The following is a 21,965-nucleotide window of genomic DNA, read 5'->3' as shown; positions in this document are numbered from 1 at the left end:
ATGTCGGACGAGGAGATCGCGGAGCTTATCGATCGGAGGATGGATGTCTGTATGGAGGAACAGCCGGAGGAATTCCCGCAGACACTTGGGGAGCGCCTAAAGCTTCACCGGGAACTCTTTGATTCGTTCAGACGTCTGGATATCCTGCAGGAGCTGGTGGACGATCCGAGGGTGACGGAGATCATGGTGAACGGGCCGGACCAGGTATTCGTAGAGACAGGGGGAAAGATCGGGCGGTGGGAAAAGTCTTTCGAATCCAGGGAGCAGTTGGAAGATCTGATCCAGCAGATCGTCAGCAGTGTGAACCGTATCGTCAACACGTCGATGCCGCTGGCGGACGCCAGGCTTTCAGACGGATCCCGAGTTCATGTGGTGTTGGAGCCGATAGCGTTAAACGGTCCGATTTTGACGATCCGGAAATTCCCAGAGCCAATGACGATGGAACGCCTTTTGGATTATGGAAGTATTTCCCCGGAAGCCGCGGACCTCTTAAAAACACTTGTAGCTGCGCGGTACAACATTTTCGTCAGCGGCGGAACCGGAGCGGGAAAAACGACCTTTTTGAATGCACTCTCAGAGTTTATCCCGCCCGGTGAGCGCGTGATCACGATCGAGGACGCAGCGGAGCTGCAGTTAAACCACATCGAAAACCTGGTGCGGATGGAGACGAGGGAAGCCAATGCGGAAGGTGCCGGGGCTATTGGGATCGGGGAGCTGATCCGGGCGGCCCTTCGTATGCGGCCGGACAGGTTGATTATCGGTGAAGTGCGTGGAAAAGAGGCGCTGGACCTTTTACAGAGCCTCAACACAGGACATGACGGCGGCTTTTCCAGCGGACATGCCAACAGTGTGAAGGATATGCTGTCCAGGCTTGAGACTATGGTGCTGATGGCAGCTGATCTGCCGCTGGCGGCGATCCGGAGCCAGATCGCGTCGGCGGTGGACATTATGGTCCATGTGTCAAGAATGCGGGACAAGACGAGAAAAGTAACGGCGATCGAGGAGGTGGACAGATTTGAAAACGGCGAGATCATCCTCAATCCCCTGTTTACCTTCCGTGAAGCGGAAAAAGCAGGAGACGGTTTCGGAAATACAGGGAAAGTGGAAGGAAGTCTTGAGCAGATCGGAACGCTTAAGCACCGGGAAAAACTCAGACTTGCAGGGTATCGAGTATGAGACGTATACGCTGAGCCGAAGGGAGTGGGTGCTTTACGGGGCAGAAGGAATTCTTTTGGCAGCGGTGCTGGACTATGTGTTTTACCGGAGTTTCCTTTTGATTTTGCTTATTTTTCCGGCGGGGATCCTGTTTCCGCTGGCCTTAAAGAAAAAGCTGAAGCAGAGGCGGATGGAAAAACTGCGGGGAGAGTTTAAGGACGCGATCCTCGCAGTGGCATCAGGGCTGAATGCGGGGTATTCGGTGGAGAATGCGTTTGCGGTGAGCTTAAAGGAGATGGAGGAGATCCACGGGAGCGATTCCATGATCGCGAAGGAGATCCGGCTGATCCTGCGAAAGGTCCGGATGAATCTGACATTTGAGGATGCTTTGGGGGACTTTGCGGCGAGAAGCGGCCTGGACGATGTGAAAAATTTTGCGGACGTGTTTCTTGCGGCGAGAAAAAGCGGCGGAGAACTGATGCGGATCATCACCAGGACCGCAGAGATCATCGGGGAAAAGATCCGGATCCAGGAGGAGATCCTGACGGCAACGGCATCAAAACGCATGGAGCAAAGGATCATGAGTGGGATTCCCGTCTTGATCGTAATCTACATTGAGCTGACGTCACCGGGGTTCTTTGGGATTCTGTATACAACGCTGATCGGACGGATGCTGATGACGGTCTGCCTTGCAGTCTATCTCGCTTCATGCTGGCTGGCTGATTATTTCCTGGAGATCGAAGTATGAGAGAAAAAACGCGAAGAGGCAGGTTGAACGAGTACGGAAACGAGTATGGAAAGTATGCGGCATGTGTGCTCTCTGGTTTTGTGCTTTACGGGTTATCGGAGGCGGTAGGAGAAATAGGGGATCCTGTCCGTGACGGGGTTCTCGCCCGAAATGAGTATGGCGGCGGGGATCGGCAGTATGAGCTTCTGGTGGAAGGCCTGGAAAACGGGGAGGAACAGGTGAAAGTCACGGTTCCTGAGAGGAAAATGTCAGACGCGGAGGTTCAGAAAGAACTTCCGGGGATCATGGAGTACCTGAAGGGGGAGATATTAGGGGGAAATTCGTCTCTTTCGAAGGTACAGAGTGACCTGAACCTTACCAGGACCCTCGTAAAGTATGGACTTTCTGTTGAATGGGAGTCCGGGGACCCCGAGACCGTGAGCGATATGGGACTGATCGGATCTGAGATGCCTGAGAGCGGGAAAACGGTGACTCTGCGGGCAGGACTTACGAACGGATCTTCGGTTACCTGGGTGGAGATTCCTGTGACGGTGTTTCCAGAGACCGAGATGTTGGGAGAAACATTTTCCGCGTTTTTGGGGAAGCTTGCGGAGAAAGATCTGGAGACAGGACAGGTGGTGCTTCCAGAAACTTTTGACGGGAGAACTCTCCATTATCGGTCGGCAGATGGATGCGGAAACGGCGGACTGATCTTTCTGGGGATCGCTGCGGCGCTATGTCTGTTCCTGAAGGAAAAGAGTGACGCAAAGGAAGCGAAAAAGCAGTGGGAAGACCGGATGATCCTGGACTATCCGGAGCTGCTGTCGGACTTTGTGGTTCTGACCGGGGCCGGTTATCCGGTCCGCCAGGCATGGAAAAAGCAGGTCGTGGATGCAGAGAGCAAAAATACGGTGCTTATCCATCCGGTATATCGGGAGATGAGGACTGCCTTGAACCAGATGGAGACAGGGACACCTGAGATCCGGGCATACGGGGAGTTTGGACGGCGGATCGGTCTGGGATGCTATATAAAATTTGCGTCCCTGCTCGGAAACAGTGTGAGTACGGGAGGAAAAGATCTGAGGCGGCTTCTCGAGGAGGAGATGGAGACGGCATTCCGTCAGAGAAAAGAACTTGCGCTCCGAAAAGGCGAGGAGGCGTCCACAAAGCTTCTGATCCCGATGTTTCTCATGCTGGGAGTTGTGATGGTCATGGTGGTGGCACCGGCATTTTTGTCACTGTAGAGACTGAAAAAAGGATCCTTTATGTTTTAGCCGCACGGCGGAAAATGCCTGCGGCAGGAATGAGAAGATCCAGAAGGGATATGGGAGGTGTATGTATGCAGTTGAAGAGATTTCTTATGGAAGAAGATGGCGTTGGAGTTATTGAGGTGGTTCTGATCCTCGTAGTGCTCATTGGGCTTGTCATTGTGTTTAAGACCCAGATCAACAAGCTTTTGACGGCAATCTTTACGGAGATCAACAAACAGGCGAAAGAGGTATATTAGATGAAGTACCGGGGAGAGATTACGGTTTTTCTGAGTCTGACGCTGATATGTGTGCTGTCGCTTGTCCTGGGACTTGTGGAATCGGCGAGAACGGCGGGAGCGAGACTGTATCTTCGGATGGCATCGGATTCGGCGGTGTCATCGGTGATGAGTTACTATAACCGAAATTTATGGGATCGCTATCAGCTCCTATTTCTGGAATATGAATCGGAGGCGGCGATCAAGGAGACCTTCGGCCGCTATCTCGATTTCTATCTGGAACAGGCAAATATGTATCCGGCAAGACGGAAAAACGTAACACTCTCCGGAATGTCCCGTATGGTGGATGAGAATGGGAGATGGCTTGAGGAGGAGATCGCTGCCTATATGAAGTACCGTCTCCCGGAGCTTGCAGTGTCCGGAAGCGGGGTTTTGAAGGAAGCGGAGCAGGTAAAGAAAGCGGGAGACTTCCATACTCTGTATGATTCCTGCTGCGGATCCGGGCGTTCGGTGCGCAGGCTGGAAAAGGCGGGGCAGGCGGTTGAAAAGTCACTGAAGACGATAGAAGAAACTCGGGAAAAGCTTTGCGATGCGGCAGATGAAGAGAGAGCGGCTGCATTTAAGAGGCATGCGGCTGTTTTAAAGCGGGAACTAAAAGGATTTCCGGGTCTGGTGAAACAGTTTCAGAAGGAACTGGAGCGCCTGGAAACAGAGAACAAAAAAATGGATTCCGGACAGTTGGAAGACGAGACAGCGTCCGGGACATTGGGACAGGAAATATCAACATGTAATGAGGTGGTCAAAAGCGCAAAGGAGCGGCTTGATGGATATCTGCAGAATGAAACGCAAACCGAGCGGAACCTGGAGCTTCTGGAGGAGGCATGCGGGCTTCTCGATATGGAATCGGATGCGGAGGATGAAGAGGAGGAAGAAACAGAATGGGAGCAGATCAGTCAGTGCGTGGAGGAGATGGAGAACTTGGAGTCAGTGGATTCTGGGCCGAAGGATAAGAAGAAAGCGGCTGCATTGGACCGCCTGGAGGAGCTTTTTGACAAAGAACTGCTGGATATTCTTCTTCCTGCCGGAACGGCGATCTCGCAGAACGCTGTTTCCTTAAAAGGAATTCCGTCCGCGTCGAAATATCAGAATGATACGGAAAGCTCAGATACAGAGGGAACCGGGCTTTTGGAGGCGGCATCGAGACAGATGGCTGTAAATGCATATGTTCCGCTGTATTTCTCTTCATTCTTAAAAGAAAATGAATCAGAACCATCGGCATTGCGATATGAGATGGAATATCTTCTTGCAGGAAAAAAATCGGACCGGGAAAACTTAAAGGATGCTGTGAACCAGGTACTTACACTCAGAGGAGCAATGAACTTACTGTTTTTGCTGAATTCTCCGGATAAAAAGGCGGAGGCGGATGTCCTGGCGGCAGCAGTGGCGGTGGGAATCGTACCAGCGCAGATGGCGTTGTCTTTTTTTATCCTGACGCTGTGGGCGTTCGGGGAGGCAGTGCTGGATGTAAAAATGCTGTTGGCGGGCGGAAAGATACCGTTCTGGAAGACAGAAGGAACCTGGAAGACCTGTCTTTCCGGGCTGTTGGATCAGTCGTTTTTGAAGGAGACAGGGGAATGCTCCGGGGATGGAAGAACATATACGGAGTATTTAAGCTGCTTGATCTTTCTCATGGATCGGAAAACAAGAAATTTCCGGATGATGGATCTGATCCAGTGGAATATCCGGACGGAACAGGCGGATTTCTCAGTGGCGAACTGCGCATACCAGATTGAGATCGAGGCGGAGGTTTTGCAGAAGCATATGTTTTTTCAGAAAGAGGAATATAAGGGAACTGTGTATGTGGCGGGATCGTATTAATGCTGTGGAAACAGCCCCCATCATCTGACTGTAAGAAAACATAATCTGGAAGACAAAAATCCCATCGGCGCAGCCGATCTGGAATAGATTCCTGATTGTAACTATGAAGGTACTGAGTAGTTACATTTAATTTAGATAAAGGAGGTGTATGGCTGTGCTCTTCTTTGCCAGTTTTGATGAAATGAATAAGCAATGCCATTCTTATAGGAAAAATATGTCTCTCCAAGTACATGATCCCCTGCTGGCAAGGAGAGCGCATCCATGCACCTCCTCACTCCCGGCCTCCATGGCAGTGGAAGCTGCGCTTGTCCTTCCACTCGCCCTGTTTTTCTTTCTGGCACTTCTCCAACCAGTTATCTGGCTTGACAGGCAGAGAAAGGTTCAGACTGCCATGGAGCGGATTGGCGAGGAGATCAGTCAATATGGGATTTTGGCGGAGTCGGTGGAAACCGGAGACAGTGAGTTGCCGGCATTCTGTACGGACGTTGCGGCAGCTCTTTGGATCCGGGGAAAAGCCGGGCAGTACGCGGATCATGTGACGGTGAAAAAGGCGGATGTATACGGAGAGAACGGTGAGATCGAGTTTGCGGTGGAGTATCAGGAGGAGATTCCATTTTTTGAGACAGTTTTGGGAAAACAGACGGAGACTGTGGCTGTGAAACGGAGGTCCTGGATCGGAATTCCCGGGAAATTAAAGGGAGACGGGACTTCTCAAGATGGTGATGGGGATGAGCAGACGGAGATGGTCTATGTAGGGGCCGGAATAGGGAGATATCACCTGTTCCGGGACTGCCATTATATTTCGAATGAGTACATGACTGTCACAAGATCTGAGGCAGAAAACGGCAAGGTTCCCGGAGAAAAGCGAACGCCCTGTGCCGTCTGCGGGAAAAAGGGAGATGGATCGGAGACCGTCTATATCACGACGGCAGGCGAGCACTATCACTGCAATAAAAATTGCAGGTCTATGATATCCTATGTGCGGGAAGTACCGAAGGATGAGGCGGAACATCTGGGATTGTGCTCATACTGTGTGAGGAAAAAGGGGGAGACAGAATGAATCTGTTTTTTGTTTTTTTAGGAACCGCAGCCTGGCAGGATCTCAGAACGAGAAGCATCAGCCTGGAGGTACTGGCGGGCGGAGCGGCAGTAGGGATCATAACCTGCATATGGAAGGAACGGCTTCCGGGGGAGATCGTTCTGGCGATGATTCCTGGAATTACGCTTTTGCTGATTGGAATGTTGACAAGGGGGCTCCTGGGTGAGGGCGACGGGTGGTTTTTTATTGTATCCGGATTTTTCCTTGGGTGGCAGGAGTGTGTGATGTTATTGATCTCCGGGCAGATTTTCTGCGGAATATTTGGGCTTGCGATAATGGTCGGCGCACAGATCGGAACTGGAAGGGAAAATATCCGAAAACTGCGGCTGCCGTTTTTGCCGTTTCTTTTACCTGCGTCACTGTGGATGGTGCTTATGAGGATGATATGAGAAAGACGACTTGCATAAAGAAATATTACAGCGCCAGCATAACGGTAGAGGCATCCATAATTCTTTCGGTGGTCTTACTATCCCTGGCGGCATTTATCCGATATGCCTATACGGACCATGATACGGTGACTGGCAGTATGATCCTGGAGGAAACACTGGAGCGGGCCAGAAATAACGTCAATGAGAAAAAAACGATAGATTCTTTTGAGCAGGAGGGAAGCCAGATGGGGAACCCAAGGCTTTATCTGGGAGCATATGAGCTCCATCTGAATCTGGGAGCGCTGTCGGCAGAAGGTGACGCGGCGGCGGGGGACTGGAGTCTTCATATAGAGCGGGCGGATATCCACCCGGAGACTTTTCTGCGGCAGCAGGACGCCTTGAAGAAAATAAAAGACAGGATCGATGACTGATGAAAACAGAATTTAAACGAGAAATGAACCGAAATTACATGGTACTGCACCCGGAAAAAGAGATCGGGGGATCCTATGCGCTGCGGATGCTGTCGGAAAACAGGATCAACGGACTTCTGCCGTTTCAGGAAAAAAGGATCGATGGGGAGACATTCCTGTATTTTAATATCACGTCGAGACAGTCGCTAGCCAGAATGATGGAATACCGGTCATTTAAGGCAAAGGAGATCCGGCAGATCACCAGTGATCTGGTCGTCACCATGACGGCATTGGAAAGGTTCCTGATGGACGGAGACCAGCTTTGTCTGGAACCGGATATGATCTATGTGGATCCGGATGACCTGAAAGCGAATTTCTGCCTTCTTCCAGGGAGTGGCAGTCAGTTTGAGGAGAGTTTCCGGAAACTGGCACGGTATATTCTGGACCATGTGGATCACACAGACGGAGACGCGGTAGTTCTGGCATTCGCTCTGTTTCGGGCAGGAGAAAAGGAAAATCTGGGGATCCGGGATCTGGAAAAATGTCTGCGGGCGGGAGAAAGAGACGGGAAAGAAGATATTTTCGGGGAAAACACTGGAAAGGAAAAGTTATATGAAGCAGAGAGAAAAATGGTCAGGGAATATGGGACAGGGGCAGCAGGAGAGCTGCCGCGACATCAGGGAGAAAAGCAAAATGGATCAGAAGGAAAGTACAGATATTCTGAGATCAAGAAAACGGATCTTTCAGGCGAGACAGAAGAACTGGCAGAGGAGAAAGGGCTGAAGCACGGGAAAAACTTGTTTTCAGTGCTGTTTGCGGTTTTGATGGCAGCTGTTCCGGTGGCAGTTTACTTTATCGTCGGAATCGATCGGATTCTGGAATGGAAATGGGGAATCCTTGCGGCGGAAGGTGTGCTGATGGCCGGCGTGATATTCTTTCGTGTGAAAAAAGATGAAGAAGAGACCGGGGAAACAGAAGAGGACTGGGAAGTTGAGTTCCGGGAAGAAGAGGACAGGGAGCGCGGAGGAATGCCGGACAAAATTGAATACCGGAGAGATATGGCGGAAGTGTGGGGAGATGCAGAAAATAATGAGAATGGCATTTATACTGATCCTAATGACTTAAGAACTGATGTAAGACAAAGAGAATCTGATGAAATGCAGACAGTGCTTCTTACGGGAAGACAGATATACCCGGCGACAAGACGTCTCGTCCCGGAAAATGGGGGCGAGGACGTCCTGGTCCGATATTTCCCGTTTATTATTGGAAAGAACCGGGAAATATCGGATTTCTGCCTGAATCTGCCTCAGATCAGCCGGATCCACGCGAAAATTGAAGAAGATAAGGACGGATATATGATCACGGATCTCAATTCAACGAATGGAACCAGTGTAAATGGGCGGTTCCTGGAGACAAATGAGAGTATTCATATAGAACCAGGGGAAATGCTCTCTTTTGCGGATCAGAGATACCGTTTTTTGTAGGATCTCCTGGGTAAAAGTTCCGTTAAAGAGAAAGTAAAAATACAAAACAGGGGTGGTGTTTTTCGGACATTTGGTCTATGATATATCCATCAATGATGAAAGGAGGGGTATTATGGCTTTTCAGATGCCAGAATATCATCAGCCCGATTTTTCAAAGGAACAGTTTATCAAGGCCCCTGACGCGAAATGGGAAATCGTGGAGATCGATGGGGTTGCCCCAGAATACTTTCACAGCACATCTATGTTCCCGGAATATTTTAAGATCCAGGGCAAGTGGGTGTTAGCGGAAGAGAGCCGCATGGATTCCAGCGTTGTGATCTGCCCGGACGGACATTTGGAGGTAGTCGAAAACAGAAATCTCAAAAAAGGTGACAAGGTTATTCTTGGACGGAGCGAAGCCTGCGAGGAGGGAATTTATGTCCACAGTACAGGATTCCAGACAGAAGCGGACGCGCTTGCGGATAAATTTGTGTTCCGCCAGGGACGAAGCAGGGAGACCTCCTATGCGAGAGACTATGACCGCCTGATGGACCTTCTTCGCTATGAAAAAGAACATGGGAAGATCGTCTGGGTCATGGGACCGGCGTTTTCCTTCGACTATGACGCGAGAAACGCAATGCAGTCCCTGATCGATAACGGATATGCCCACGGTCTGATGGCAGGAAACGCGCTCGCGACCCACGACCTGGAGGGCGCGCTGCTGCATACGGCACTAGGACAGGATATCTACACGCAGGTATCCCAGCCGAATGGCCATTACAACCACCTGGATGTACTAAATAAGGTCCGCAGAAGCGGTTCCATTCCGAAATTTATCGAGGATAATCACATTGACAATGGTATTATCTATGGATGCGTGAAGAATCATGTTCCGTTTGTTCTGACCGGTTCGATCCGCGATGACGGTCCAATGCCGGAAGTCATCGGAGACGCGTATAAAGGACAGAGCGCCATGCGCGATATGGTGCGGGATGCCACCTGTGTGATCTGCTTAGCTACAATGCTTCACACGATTGCCACGGGCAATATGACTCCGTCATTCCGCGTTATGAAGGACGGAACGATCCGCCCGGTATATCTCTATACTGTTGATGCGGACGAGTTTGTGGTAAACAAGCTGATGGACCGCGGAAGCCTCTCCGCAACGACTATCGTGACGAATGTCCAGGACTTTATCACGATCATCGCAAAAGGACTTGGGGTCATGAAATAACAGAGTAGAAAGGATGAGACCCATGGGAAGCCGATATGGAAAGAAGGCTTATGTAAATGGACTTCTGATCGCTCTGAATGTGCTGTTTTTCCTGTATCTGGAGATCACCGGTTCCTCGGAGGACGCGTATTTCATGTATACAAAGGGCGCGATGTTTGCACCTGCAGTCCTGGAGGACGGTGAGTATTACCGGCTTTTGACAGCGATGTTTATGCATTTTGGAATCCGGCATATTATGAACAATATGCTGGTCCTGTTTGTGATCGGGGACAACCTGGAACGGGCACTGGGACATGTGAAGTACCTGATATTTTACCTGCTCTGCGGAATTGGCTCGAACTGGGTGTCTATGATGGCGCACACAGCTGATACAATGACAGTATCAGCCGGGGCATCCGGCGCAATTTTTGGAGTGGTCGGCGGCCTGCTTTATGTGGTCACGGCCAACAGAGGGCAGTTGGAAGATCTGAATACAAGACAACTTGTGATCATGATCTTTTTCTCCCTGTATTTAGGATATACAAGCACCGGTGTGGACAATATCGCACACCTGTCTGGCCTTGTAATAGGCTTTGTGCTTGCTATAATTTTATATCATAGGCCTGCCAGAGACTGGTGGGCGGACGGAGGTATCAAAAGATGAAAGACTGTAACTGTATTTTCTGTAAGATCGCGAATGGTGAGATTCCTTCCTCAACTGTATATGAGGATGAAGATTTCCGTGTAATTCTGGACCTTGGTCCGGCTGCGAAAGGTCACGCCCTGATCCTTCCGAAAGAACACTTTAAGGACGTTACCGAGCTGGATCCGAAGATTGCTGCAAAAGTACTTCCGTTAGGAGCGAAACTCGGAACCGCAATGAAGAAATCCCTGGGCTGCGCAGGCTTCAACCTGGTACAGAATAACGGTGAAGCAGCAGGACAGACGGTATTCCATTTCCATGTACATGTGATCCCGCGCTATGAGGGCGGTCCGGTGATCGCTGGATGGGAACCGGGAAAAGAAGATCCGGAGGTTCTTGCTGAGACAGCAGAAAAGATTAAAGATGCACTGTAATCAGAGAGATTTTTAAAGGAGAATTTATGCCGCAGGACAAAGATGAACTGCTGCAAGTACTGATTACGAAATATGCTCAAATGTATATGAAGCTGGCTTATGCGATCGGAGTGCCATATGATGATGTGGAAGACATTGTCATGGAAGCATTCTGGTCGTTCTACCGGGCGGATTATGGCGGGAAGCTAGAGAGTGAAAAAGCTATAAAAGTGATGCTGGCGCGTATTGTCGAGAATAAATGTATCGACTATTTTAGAAAAGAGAAGCGAAGCATCAAGCCGAATGAGGACGAAGATGTGAGTGAACTGGAGTATGTCGCAGATCTTTCCACATACGATCCGCTGCAATCCGTAATTAGCAGAGAAAGCTGCGGTCAGATCTTCGAGGTCCTGGATGGTTTAAGGGAATCGTGGAAGGATGTCACGGTGATGTATTTCATCCAGGGATTTACGACTGAAGAAATTTGTGAGCGTCTTGAAATCACGAACGACATGTGTCGTTCGCGAATTTCAAGAGCAAGAAAATACTTAAGAGAAAACCTGAAAAGTCGTATGGACCGCGGTCATTTGTGATCAGCACAATCGTTGATCAATTTCATGATCGTATCAATTGCATTATTTAAATGGCTCTTTTCCATACTATCAATGAATGTCCGGCGGTTCTCGTAGGTATCGTGAATCGCGTCAAAAAGAGTGGCGTCAGTCACTTTCTCCTCTTCCAGAACCGTGGAATACCCCTGTTTTGCAAAAGAATTGGCATTCAGGATCTGATCTCCACGGCTGGCCGCTGCGGAGAGCGGAATCAGGACATTCGGCTTCCTGAGTGCAAGAATTTCACAGATGGAATTTGCACCTGCCCTGGAGACAATCAGATCAGCTGCCGCAAATAAGTGCTTCAGCGGACTGTCAACATATTCATACTGAACGTAACCGGGAGTTCCGATCAGGGACTCATCCAGGTTCCCTTTTCCACAGATATGGATCACCTGGAATTGTTCTAAGAGCTTTGGAAGAATACTGCGGACCGCGCCGTTTACTTTTACGGAGCCCAGACTTCCACCGATTACAAGAATAATCGGTTTTGCCGCAGAGAGGTTTGTGTACTGCAGACCGGCAAGACGGTCACCTTGAAGGAGTTCTGCACGGATCGGGGATCCTGTGAGGACTGCCTTTCCTTCCGGAAGATACTTTAAGGTCTCCGGGAAGTTGCAGCATACCCATTTTGCAGACGGAATGCAGAGTTTATTTGCCAGACCTGGAGTCATATCGGACTCGTGGATGATCGTCGGAACGTGGTAATGCTTTGCAGCGAGGACAACAGGAACCGCAACAAAGCCGCCCTTAGAGAAGAGAACATCCGGTTTGTATTTTTTCATCAACTTTAAGGCCTCTGCGTAACCTTTTAATACGCGGAATGGGTCGGTAAAGTTCTTTAAATCGAAATATCGGCGCAGTTTTCCGGAAGAGATTCCGTCGTAAGGAATACCTGCGTTTTCAATCAGTTTGCGTTCCATACCATTGTAGGAACCAATGTATCGAATATCATATCCGGCTGCCTTGAGAGACGGAATCAGGGCAAGGTTCGGAGTAACGTGACCGGCTGTACCACCGCCGGTGAGAAGAATGGTTTTCATAAAAATTGCCTCCATGGAGCAAGAATTTCACAGCTGCTGACTATTTAATAGTAACGGCTGAAAGAGAAATGTCAACCCCTAATAGATACAAAGGAAGAAGCGAGGTGCTGAATCATGGCAGACACGGAGAATCGTGAGGATCAGAAAATAAGCGAATGTCTTCGGGAAGCGTTTGGCTATTCGGATGATCAGCTGTTAAAACAGCTGGATCAGGCAAACGAGACTTTCAAAGATGTAAACTTCACTGGCGCCGAAGATCGACTCATGAAACGTTTCCTGGCACGAAAAGCCGAACTTGAAAAGGAAACCGCCTCCCAGACACCGACTCTGGTTCCACAGAACGAATCAGCCAACATTCAAATTGCAGAAGAGCTTCCAAAGAAGACGGTAACAGTAATCTCTGAAGCGGAAGAGAAAAAGAAGAATGAGAAGAAAGTGATACGATTCGGAAAGAAGAAGGTCCTTGCCACTGCGGCGTTGGTGGCAGTGATTGCAGGGATGCTTGGGGGGACGGCGATTGGGAAGAAGAGTTATTTCTTTAGACAAACGGGTAAGCCTACAAAAATTTTCTTGGATAATGACAAGAATAATTTCAATGAATCGCAATTAGAAAAAGTATATGATGCGGTAAAAAAACAATTGGATATTCCATTTTTGGAACTTGGATATTGTCCTGAAGAAATGCTATACGATTCATTTGAAATATATAAGGATGGGCTTGATATTCAATTTTTGTATCGGGATAATGCGATTTATCTCATTCAACGAAAAAAGGAAAACAGTTCATCAGCAGGGACAGGATCTGATAGGGCAATATCTCGAGAACTTACAAATAAATGGATGAATAAAAAAATAGAATATTCAGTAAATAATTTAGAAAATGGGGAACAAGAATGTGAGGCAATGATTATTTTCAATAATAATTACTATTATATTCATGGCTGCATACCTGAGACAGAATTTAAAGAAATTCTAGAATATTTATATTTTTATTAAAAAAGTGGTCACATCTCTCATTTATTTACGTTTATATATATAAAACAAATAAAGGAGAGATGGATTTATGAAAACTCTAAAAAGAACACTTGGCAGTATTTTAATTTGTCTGTTTATGATGGCTAATATAGCTTATGCAATGCCAGCCATAACAGAGGAAAGAATACCTGAGAATATTGAAGAAAGTGTATTATTACAGAATAACGAAACGACAGCAATAGCTAGTATCAATAATAGTACACGAGGTATTATGTTATCAGCTGGCTTAATTGAAATAACTAATCAAAAAGATGGAACTTTGCATATTTCAGTAGATACCTATGCTCATAAAGTTGTAGATGTAATATATCAGACGGTTTTTTTGGAAGTTTGGGATGAGAAAGCTGAAAGCTGGTCAAAGGTTGACCACTGGGATTTTGAAAAAAGTAAAGCTGAAGATCCTGAGTTAACCTCTTATCATGTGGGATTTACAGTGACAGGGTGTGAACTTAATCGTTATTATCGCGCCCGTGCAATGCATCTTGTTGAGTGGGGCGACGAGGCGGAAGCTAAAGTTACCCAGACAAACGGTGTTCTTCTCACCGACCATGAAGTTTAATTTTTAGTATATTATTTCGGCCGAATAATATAGATACAAACTGATAAAGGGAGATGGTTGATGGGAAGACACCGTAGATAAAACCGGTCGAGGCCGGTGAGAATAATGATTCGACAATTTATGAACTGAATAAAAGAAATAGCCCCGCGCACAACAAACCTCTTGCGGGGCTATTTTTACGTCTGGAAATGACTCACTTTTGATGTTTAAGCCTGCTGCTCCTTATACTGCTTTAAAGCTCTTGCAAGCTGGTCTGGACATGAGGTTGGGCGGCCGTTGCAGCTTACGCCTTCGACTCTCTTGATGACATCGTCGATATCCATGCCTTCAACGAGAAGGCCGATACCTTTTAAGTTTCCATTGCAGCCGCCAACGAAGCTTACATTTTTGAGTTTGTTGTTCTCTACATCAAAATGGATTTCTCTGGAGCAGGTGCCCTGTGTCTTGTATACCATATAAAAACCTCCGTTTGTAAAAAATATGACCTTGCGGCCAATTTGAAAGTATCCTTATTATACTCACAGCAGAGAATCATTGTCAAGAGAAGCGCGGAAAGAGCTGAGAATAGGCGATAAAGCAAGATTTCCAGACGGAAAAAATAAGTTTACAGGTTACAGACGAAGCAAATATCGGAATTATTAAAAACGAGCCAGCTTAGTTCGAGGTGAGTAGAAGAGCGAGCGAACTTAGTGACTTGGTCATTTTGGAGATCGACGGATGAGTTGAGGATTTTATCGGCGGATGAGCTAAGGATTTTATTTGACCTTCCGCTTTGTATCCCGTATAATGAGAACGATAAAGACGGTAAGAACGCGTCTGAAACTCAGACAGAATCTATGTTTAAGAGCAGCAGATGAACTGCTGCTTTCGAGATCAGACTAAAATCATATGATACAACACGGAGGAATTCAAATGCTTGGTATTATCGGAGCAATGGAAGTGGAAGTCGAGAAGCTTCGCGCGAAAATGACAGAGACAGAGATGAAGACAGTGGCAGGAATGAATTTCTGCAAGGGAAAACTGGAGGGAAAGGACGTTGTCATCGTTCGTTCCGGTATCGGTAAGGTAAACGCCGGTATCTGCAGCCAGATCCTTGTGGATCTTTATCAGGTGGATGGAATCGTAAATACAGGAATCGCAGGTTCCTTAAGAAATGAGATCAATATCGGTGACCTCGTTCTCTCTACTGTTGCAGTACAGCACGATGTGGACGCAGGCGGATTCGGATATCCGGCAGGTGAGATTCCCCAGCTTGGCGTGAAGGAATTCCCGGCGGATGAGCGACTTTTAGCTCTCGCGGAAGAGGCATGCAGAGAGGCAAACCCGGATATCAGCACTTTCAAGGGACGCGTTGCCAGCGGTGACCAGTTTATCGACAGCAAGGAGAAAAAGAACTGGATCCATGACACCTTCGACGCGTACTGCACAGAGATGGAAGGCGCAGCAGTCGCTCAGGCCGCATACTTAAACAAGGTTCCGTACCTGATCGTCCGTGCGATCTCCGACAAGGCAGATGACAGCGCCCATATGGATTACAGCGAGTTTGAGGCAAAGGCTGTTGAGCATTCCGTGAACCTGATGCTTGCACTTGTAAAGAGAATCTAAAAAGAGAAGACTCAAAAAGTTTTCTGGAGCAAGAAAGCTGCGAGAACTACTTTCTACGAGAATATTTTACCTCCACTATCACCTTAAAACGCGATTCCTGTCCCCATTTGACGAACGATTCTTCCGTTCTCAACCTTCTCAAAAACATTCTAGCCCGGTATAATTAGTGGCATCATCTGGAATTGATCTGGACGAAGAAAGGGGAACTGATTATGCTGGAATTTTTACAGACAGGGAGAATGCTCTATGTCCTGGCAGCGATCTGTGCGCTCGGGACACTCAGCACACTCGTAACAGGCAGCCTCTACAAAAGATTGATCAAGGAAACCGGAAACATGGCTCTCACGAAGGATAAAAATTTAAAGGCGCTGAAACAGCGCATGGAAAATGTGTTCCTTATTAACCACGGGATCCGAAATGTGAACGCGTACATAGAAAAACAGCTCTACGGATTCCGCTTCCTGCATATGAGCCTTGACGGGTGGGATAACCTGTCGGTGCAGGCGATGATCCTCTGCTTTATGGCAGGCGGAGCGGCGGCGTTCGGTGCTTACTGGTATCGGTGTGACAACTATTATATTGTGCTCTACGGGGCAGCGGGCGTTTTTGGCGGATTGTTCCTCGCATTTGTAGACAACGGGATCGGTGCCGGGACAAAACGGAAACAGCTTGCGGATCATTTAGTTGATTATGTGGAAAACTCTCCGCATTTTTATAAAAGTGTGGATAACAGCGCCTATGCCGGGCAGGAGCGGAAAAAGGCGGCGGGCTCTTCCGATATCGTAGATTTTTCAGGCACCAGCGGCATTGGATATGGAAGAAACCAGGAAAATGTGAGAAAAGAAAAGCTCAACAGCCGCTTTTCTGTCCTTGGAAAAAAGAAGGACGCACAGGCTGCTGGCGGGAACGGGGAAACGGATCATGTGGAAAAAGGGAGTCTCGCCAGGACCAGGGACACCGGGAGAATGTCACGGCTGGACGGAAAAGGACCTGCGTTCCAGGAAAATGAGGACGACCAGGCCGTAAATGAGAACAGCGCAGGCAGTTCATCGAAAAAAATGGCGGGAAAGGCCGATTATAATAGAGGCACAGTTCAAAATATCCGGGATATCGGACAGGACAATTCAGGAACAGGCGGAAAAGTACCGACAAGTGAGACGGAGCTTGCCCAGAGTATCAATCATCTGAGCGAGAGCCTGAAGCAGATCGCCGCGAGCAGGGAGCAACCGGAGGAGATGCTGAAAGATTCGGACAGGCTGGATCTGATACGGAATTCAATCCCGCCGGCGGAGCTGGACATGCTGAAGACGCTGTTTAATACATTGCAGAGTGGCGGGGTATAAAATCAGCAAGGTAGTCCATATTTTAACAATACAAGGCAGACGGTGAAACAGAACGGCAAACAAATCGAAAAATCAGGAGCACGGCGCAGTGCTTAAAACCTGGGGGAGGAAAGCGGATGATGAGTGAAGATGTAGTGCCGATAAAATTGCTTCCGTCCATTGTCAAGGGTTTCACGAAGTGGTATAATAACGAACGGAGATTGTGAATCTCACACAAGAAAAGGAGACAGGGTTATGGGTAAAGAAATCGTATTTGATTATTCCAAGACAGCCGGATTTATCAGCGAAGAGGAAATGAAAAACATGAAGAGCACCGTTATGGGCGCGAAAGATGTCCTGACAGCAAAATCCGGTGCAGGCAATGACTATCTTGGATGGATCGACCTCCCGGTTGATTATGATAAAGAAGAGTTTGCAAGGATCAAGAAAGCGGCAGAAAAGATTCAGGGAGATTCCGATGTGCTTCTCGTGATCGGTATCGGCGGATCTTACCTCGGAGCCCGCGCTGCGATCGAGTTTTTATCCCACAGCTTCTACAATGTGCTGCCGAAGGGAAAGAGAAAAACTCCTGAGATCTATTTCGTAGGAAACAGCATCAGCAGCAAATATATCCATGATCTTCAGGATGTACTGGAAGGAAAAGATTTCTCCATTAATATTATATCTAAGTCCGGCACAACCACAGAGCCGGCGATCGCTTTCCGCGTATTCAAGGAAATGCTGATCGGCAAGTATGGCAAGGAAGAGGCCAACAAGAGAATTTATGCGACCACAGACAAGGCAAAGGGAGCTTTAAAGAATCTGGCAAACGAAGAGGGATACGAGAGCTTCGTTGTTCCGGATGACGTTGGAGGACGTTTTTCCGTGCTCACAGCCGTAGGTCTTTTACCGATCGCAGTCAGCGGAGCAGATATCGACGCCCTGATGACAGGTGCAGCGGACGCAAGAAAGGTCGCTCTTGAGACAGAGTATGAGAAGAACCCGGCACTTTTATATGCCGCGGTCCGCAACATCCTGTTAAGAAAAGGAAAACAGGTGGAGATCGTAGCAAACTACGAGCCGAGCCTTCATTATGTATCTGAGTGGTGGAAACAGCTCTTCGGTGAGAGCGAAGGAAAAGACCAGAGAGGTATTTTCCCGGCAGCCGTTGATCTCACAACAGACCTTCACTCCATGGGGCAGTTTATCCAGGACGGCGCACGTATCATGTTCGAGACCGTTCTGAACGTGGAAGAATCTCCGGCGGAGATCGTCCTTCAGAAAGAGGATGTCGACACAGATGGTATGAACTATCTGGCAGGAAAGACGGTTGATTTTGTAAACAAGAGCGCCATGAACGGAACGATCCTCGCGCACACAGACGGCAGCGTGCCGAATCTTATGGTGAAGATCCCGGCGCAGGATGCTTACAGCCTTGGCCAGCTGTTCTACTTCTTCGAGTTTGCCTGCGGCGTCAGCGGCTACATCCTTGGTGTCAACCCGTTTAACCAGCCGGGTGTTGAGAGCTACAAGAAGAACATGTTCGCCCTGCTTGGAAAACCGGGCTATGAGGAGGCAAGAGAGGCGCTTCTCAAGAGATTATAAGTTATAAGGACGAATATTTTATGCGGCTTGTGAGGCGAAGTATGCAGATGGCAGAAAGAGAAAAAACATTCGCAAAAAGTCAGCCGTAGATAGAGATGAAAATAAAAATCAGCCCGATATCCAGGTGTTCTCCAGACAGGAAATACACGATAGGATGTTGGGCTGATTTTTATCTCAGTCGAGAAGACTCCCACCATTTCAGGTGGTGAGTCATAACAAATTAGTCTCAGTGGGAGTTAGGTCTCCGACTGAGAGAAACGCTCCGCGAGGATGCGCAGTGATTCTGTAAAGAATATGTCAGCTTGCGCTGACCAGAATCACGCGCCAAGTCTCACGGACGTTCGACTTGAATTTGATTGTTCTCCGTCGGCAAGACACTGCCTGCGGAGATCCATCAGGTGATTACCATATTTCCCGGAAGGTTATCCTGCTTTCGTTCCGGTTTTTGCCTGCACGGTGCATGAACCGGAGCTTACTCCTCGATCACCTGAAATTCCAGATAATCAAAATCGATCGATTCAATAAAACTGTCCTTCGTAAACCGCGTCTTATCATGCAGCTGAAAGTCGCGGATATTCGAGTCGAGCCAGATTGGCTGGCTTAAGTCAAATTCATGGCAGATCTCATCCAGTGCCTGAAATACCATGGCGGTTCTTGACATGGAATAGTCGTTATTGCAGGAAACCATATCTCGCACAAGATGGTTATCTTTCCATATTTTTCCCCAGATCCGGAACATAAAAACGTCCTCCATTCGATTGCTTTCACGATCATGATTTGAAAAACAGTATAACGGATTTTTTCCAGAAAGTAAAGGCACAACATTTTGCCCAAAATGCCTTGTATCGTCAGAAAAATTGTAGTAATCTATATCTATATGGACATTTTGATGACATACTTGAACCAGAGCCAGGAGGACAAAAGATGGGACAGCCAATTACAGATTATGCTGCTTTTTTTGCCAGCGCAGGACAGGCAGTACAGGAACTGGAAGCTCTGAATACAGAAGTGGAGCAGCTCGAAGCGGACGAGAAAAAGTTAGAGAGTTCCCTTAAGGGAAAACAGCGTTCTGTTACAGAAACCATCAGTCAGACGGTGAAGCAGCGGAAAGAAGAGATCACAAAAAGCTATGACGCGGAACTCGGAAAGGCCCAGGAGCGGCTTAAAAAAGTAAAAGCGAAGCGTGAAAAAGCAAAAAACCAGGGCGTCAAGGAACGGATCGAGGAGGACACCCGGGGACTTGTGCGGGAAAATAAAGAACTGGCGGATCAGATCAAGACCTTATTTAAGGCCAACCATGTTCCGGGCTTCTGCCGGGGAAATTATTACTACGCACTTTACTTTACGAGGACATTTAAGGATTTTCTGGCACTTCTTGTGACGATCCTGATCTGTTTTCTTGCGATTCCCTGCGGCACGTATTTTCTGATCCCGGAGAGACGGACCATGTATCTCGTTGGAATTTATGTGGCGGCGATCCTTATTTTCGGCGGAATCTATGTGACGGTGGGAAATATGACCAAGGTGCGCTACATGGACGTGTTGAAAGAGGGACTTGGCATCCGTGCGAAGATCCGTGCAAATAAAAAAGAGATGAAAGTGATCGCGAAGACGATCCGCCGGGACAAGAACGAGACGATCTACAATCTCCAGAAATTCGATGACGAGATTGCCCAGCTCGATCAGGATGTGGCTGAGATCAACCGGAAAAAGAAAGAAGCGCTGACGACCTTCGATACCGTGACGCGGACGATCATCTCCGACGAGATCACGGCAAACAATAAAGAAGAGATCGGCCGGATGGAGGATGATCTTGCTTCTTTGTCGGAAAAACTCCGCAGTACGCGTACAGCGGCGAAGGAGAAATCGCTGTTTATTACGGATAACTACGAGGTATATATAGGAAAAGGCTATATGACTTCTGAGAAGCTGCAGGCGCTGGCGGATATCGTGAGAAGCGGAGCAGCGTCCAATATAAGTGACGCGATTGCTGTTTATAAGAGCCAGGAAGAGACGGCAAAGTAAAAAACGCTCAGCAAGTCCGACGAAAATACCGATTCGTATAAAAAACGAATGGAAAAGAAAAAGATAACTGTTCAGTAGGTCTGCACGCTTGCTGTGCTGACCGCAAGAAAACATAAGCTGGAAGGAAAAAATCCCATCGGCGCAGCTGATCCGGAATGGATTTTTGCTTGTAACTATAAAGGTACTGGATAGTTGGAGAAAAAGTATATTTTAAAGTGGTGCGAAAAAGACAGGAAGAACGGCATCACAGGGGAGGAAAACAAAAGATGAGAAAGATTGGAATGAAGATTGCGGTTGCTGCCGCGGTATTCTGCATGGCAATGCCATTTGCCTCATTTGCGGGAACATGGAAATCCGACGCGAACGGAATGTGGTACCAGTTTGATGACGGTTCCTATCCGAAGGGAAGATGGGCATGGATCGATACGGACAATGATGGAATGGCAGAGAGCTTCTATTTTGATGAAAACGGCTATGTCCTGAGAAATACGACAACACCGGACGGCTATCAGGTAAACAGGATCGGTGCCTGGGTCGTTGGCGGCGAGGTAAAGCAGAAAGCCGGTGGGGAGACGAAGAACAGCAGCTCTGGAACTTCCGGAAACAGTAGCGGTGGTTCCAACAGTAACAGCAATTCGAATAATTCCGGTTATTGGAATTATGGCTATAATTATGATCCGGACTGGTATCTGAAAGCTGATTACTTGAGCGAAATAGATAAGGCAGCTTATCACTATTCTTCAAAATATTATAATTGGGATGCTTACAATCCGGATGAAATAGCAAAAGTGAGAGAACAGGTTGACCGAATCGCGGCCAATCCGTGTGATGCGACCGCATCCGCTGAGATGGCCAGTGTGGAGATTCCGGTATGGAGACTGAGAAATGGCCAGAAGGTTGCCGGAACAGCGCATGTGCAGGTGTTAAGCTCCATCGCGAATGATGTAAAGGAGATCTTTACAGAGATCTATAATGGACCGGAGCAGTTCCCGATCGAGAGTGTCGGCGGATACAACTGGAGAAGCAACGGACTTGGAAGCAACCATAGTTCTGGAACTGCCATTGATATCAATCCTGACGCAAACCCGCAGATCGATGTAGACGGTACAACAGTTCTCGTCGGAAATAAATGGGAGCCGGGCGTGAATCCGTATTCCATTGGACGTGACAGTGATGTTGTGAAGGCATTTGGAAAACATGGATGGAACTGGGGAGCCGGATTCAGCAGAGCGGATATGATGCACTTTGATTACTAAGCAAAATAGAGATTTGATGAGAGACTGGGTATTTGAGGGTACCTGGTCT

23 protein-coding genes are annotated in these 21,965 nt (G+C 48.0%); 20 read left to right on the top strand and 3 right to left on the bottom strand.

Annotated elements, in window-relative coordinates; all coding sequences use genetic code 11:
- From DXA87_RS06370 to DXA87_RS06310, 13 genes are all read left to right on the top strand, one after another.
- Positions 1-1,176: a CpaF family protein gene (locus DXA87_RS06370; protein WP_117471202.1), complete on the top strand. Its 1,176-nt coding sequence runs from the start codon at positions 1-3 to the stop codon at positions 1,174-1,176.
- The gene (locus tag DXA87_RS06365) at positions 1,157-1,903 is read left to right on the top strand and encodes a type II secretion system F family protein (RefSeq protein WP_021904050.1); all 747 of its coding nucleotides are present in this window, start codon (positions 1,157-1,159) and stop codon (positions 1,901-1,903) included. Before DXA87_RS06370 ends, DXA87_RS06365 begins: the two co-directional genes overlap by 20 nt.
- Positions 1,900-3,126, top strand: coding sequence for an immunoglobulin-like domain-containing protein (locus DXA87_RS06360; RefSeq protein WP_117503593.1), 1,227 nt, complete (start codon positions 1,900-1,902; stop codon positions 3,124-3,126). Before DXA87_RS06365 ends, DXA87_RS06360 begins: the two co-directional genes overlap by 4 nt.
- Before the next feature lie 95 nt (positions 3,127-3,221).
- The gene (locus DXA87_RS06355) at positions 3,222-3,389 is read left to right on the top strand and encodes a Flp1 family type IVb pilin (RefSeq protein ID WP_015552887.1); all 168 of its coding nucleotides are present in this window, start codon (positions 3,222-3,224) and stop codon (positions 3,387-3,389) included.
- On the top strand, positions 3,390-5,246 hold the full coding sequence (locus DXA87_RS06350; protein WP_117503592.1) for a DUF5702 domain-containing protein: 1,857 nt from the start codon (positions 3,390-3,392) through the stop codon (positions 5,244-5,246).
- 214 nt (positions 5,247-5,460) lie between these two features.
- Entirely contained in the window at positions 5,461-6,306 is an 846-nt protein-coding gene (locus tag DXA87_RS06345) for a pilus assembly protein (protein WP_158553034.1), read from the top strand.
- Positions 6,303-6,734: an A24 family peptidase gene (locus DXA87_RS06340; RefSeq protein WP_015552890.1), complete on the top strand. Its 432-nt coding sequence runs from the start codon at positions 6,303-6,305 to the stop codon at positions 6,732-6,734. Before DXA87_RS06345 ends, DXA87_RS06340 begins: the two co-directional genes overlap by 4 nt.
- Positions 6,731-7,144, top strand: coding sequence for a hypothetical protein (locus DXA87_RS06335; RefSeq protein ID WP_117503590.1), 414 nt, complete (start codon positions 6,731-6,733; stop codon positions 7,142-7,144). The genes DXA87_RS06340 and DXA87_RS06335 overlap by 4 nt, the downstream gene beginning before the upstream one ends.
- Entirely contained in the window at positions 7,144-8,607 is a 1,464-nt protein-coding gene (locus DXA87_RS06330; RefSeq protein ID WP_117471045.1) for a DUF6382 domain-containing protein, read from the top strand. The genes DXA87_RS06335 and DXA87_RS06330 overlap by 1 nt, the downstream gene beginning before the upstream one ends.
- 112 nt (positions 8,608-8,719) lie before the next feature.
- Complete coding sequence (locus DXA87_RS06325) at positions 8,720-9,820, top strand: hypothetical protein (RefSeq protein WP_117471044.1); 1,101 nt, start codon at positions 8,720-8,722, stop codon at positions 9,818-9,820.
- A gap of 22 nt (positions 9,821-9,842) precedes the next feature.
- Positions 9,843-10,463, top strand: a complete 621-nt coding sequence (locus tag DXA87_RS06320) for a rhomboid family intramembrane serine protease (protein WP_117503589.1) — start codon at positions 9,843-9,845, stop codon at positions 10,461-10,463.
- Complete coding sequence (locus DXA87_RS06315; RefSeq protein ID WP_015552896.1) at positions 10,460-10,876, top strand: HIT family protein; 417 nt, start codon at positions 10,460-10,462, stop codon at positions 10,874-10,876. Before DXA87_RS06320 ends, DXA87_RS06315 begins: the two co-directional genes overlap by 4 nt.
- 26 nt (positions 10,877-10,902) lie before the next feature.
- Positions 10,903-11,448, top strand: a complete 546-nt coding sequence (locus tag DXA87_RS06310) for an RNA polymerase sigma factor (RefSeq protein WP_117472544.1) — start codon at positions 10,903-10,905, stop codon at positions 11,446-11,448.
- On the opposite strand, the gene DXA87_RS06305 is transcribed toward DXA87_RS06310, so the two are convergent.
- On the bottom strand, positions 11,439-12,509 hold the full coding sequence (locus DXA87_RS06305) for an undecaprenyldiphospho-muramoylpentapeptide beta-N-acetylglucosaminyltransferase (protein ID WP_117503588.1): 1,071 nt from the start codon (positions 12,507-12,509) through the stop codon (positions 11,439-11,441). The two genes, DXA87_RS06310 and DXA87_RS06305, sit on opposite strands and share 10 nt — an antisense overlap.
- A gap of 114 nt (positions 12,510-12,623) precedes the next feature.
- On the opposite strand from DXA87_RS06305, the gene DXA87_RS06300 reads away from it, so the two are divergent.
- Entirely contained in the window at positions 12,624-13,505 is an 882-nt protein-coding gene (locus tag DXA87_RS06300) for a hypothetical protein (protein WP_117503587.1), read from the top strand.
- Between the two features lie 67 nt (positions 13,506-13,572).
- A complete protein-coding gene (locus DXA87_RS06295; protein WP_117503586.1) occupies positions 13,573-14,103 on the top strand; it encodes a DUF6147 family protein in 531 nt (176 codons plus the stop codon).
- A 206-nt stretch (positions 14,104-14,309) separates the two neighbouring features.
- On the opposite strand, the gene DXA87_RS06290 is transcribed toward DXA87_RS06295, so the two are convergent.
- Positions 14,310-14,558, bottom strand: a complete 249-nt coding sequence (locus DXA87_RS06290; protein WP_015552901.1) for a TIGR03905 family TSCPD domain-containing protein — start codon at positions 14,556-14,558, stop codon at positions 14,310-14,312.
- Positions 14,559-15,015: 457 nt separating this feature from the next.
- On the opposite strand from DXA87_RS06290, the gene DXA87_RS06285 reads away from it, so the two are divergent.
- The 3 genes from DXA87_RS06285 to DXA87_RS06275 all read left to right on the top strand — a co-directional run bounded on the left by DXA87_RS06285 (position 15,016) and on the right by DXA87_RS06275 (position 18,635).
- A complete protein-coding gene (locus DXA87_RS06285; RefSeq protein ID WP_117503585.1) occupies positions 15,016-15,708 on the top strand; it encodes a 5'-methylthioadenosine/adenosylhomocysteine nucleosidase in 693 nt (230 codons plus the stop codon).
- Positions 15,709-15,920: 212 nt separating this feature from the next.
- A complete protein-coding gene (locus tag DXA87_RS06280; RefSeq protein ID WP_117503584.1) occupies positions 15,921-17,051 on the top strand; it encodes a hypothetical protein in 1,131 nt (376 codons plus the stop codon).
- Between the two features lie 234 nt (positions 17,052-17,285).
- A complete protein-coding gene (locus DXA87_RS06275) occupies positions 17,286-18,635 on the top strand; it encodes a glucose-6-phosphate isomerase (RefSeq protein ID WP_117503583.1) in 1,350 nt (449 codons plus the stop codon).
- A 472-nt stretch (positions 18,636-19,107) separates the two neighbouring features.
- Here the strand turns inward: DXA87_RS06275 and DXA87_RS06270 are convergent, their stop codons facing one another.
- Positions 19,108-19,374: a hypothetical protein gene (locus DXA87_RS06270; protein ID WP_015552905.1), complete on the bottom strand. Its 267-nt coding sequence runs from the start codon at positions 19,372-19,374 to the stop codon at positions 19,108-19,110.
- 185 nt (positions 19,375-19,559) lie between these two features.
- Between DXA87_RS06270 and DXA87_RS06265 the strand changes: the two genes are divergently transcribed.
- A complete protein-coding gene (locus tag DXA87_RS06265) occupies positions 19,560-20,660 on the top strand; it encodes a hypothetical protein (protein ID WP_117503582.1) in 1,101 nt (366 codons plus the stop codon).
- Between the two features lie 266 nt (positions 20,661-20,926).
- Entirely contained in the window at positions 20,927-21,916 is a 990-nt protein-coding gene (locus DXA87_RS18120) for a M15 family metallopeptidase (RefSeq protein WP_199537907.1), read from the top strand.
- Positions 21,917-21,965 lie beyond the last annotated feature (49 nt).

The organism is Desulfotomaculum sp. OF05-3 (assembly GCF_003435535.1).
In the GTDB taxonomy this organism is placed as follows: domain Bacteria; phylum Bacillota; class Clostridia; order Lachnospirales; family Lachnospiraceae; genus Pilosibacter; species Pilosibacter fragilis.
This window is presented reverse-complemented; position numbering and strand designations above follow the sequence as displayed.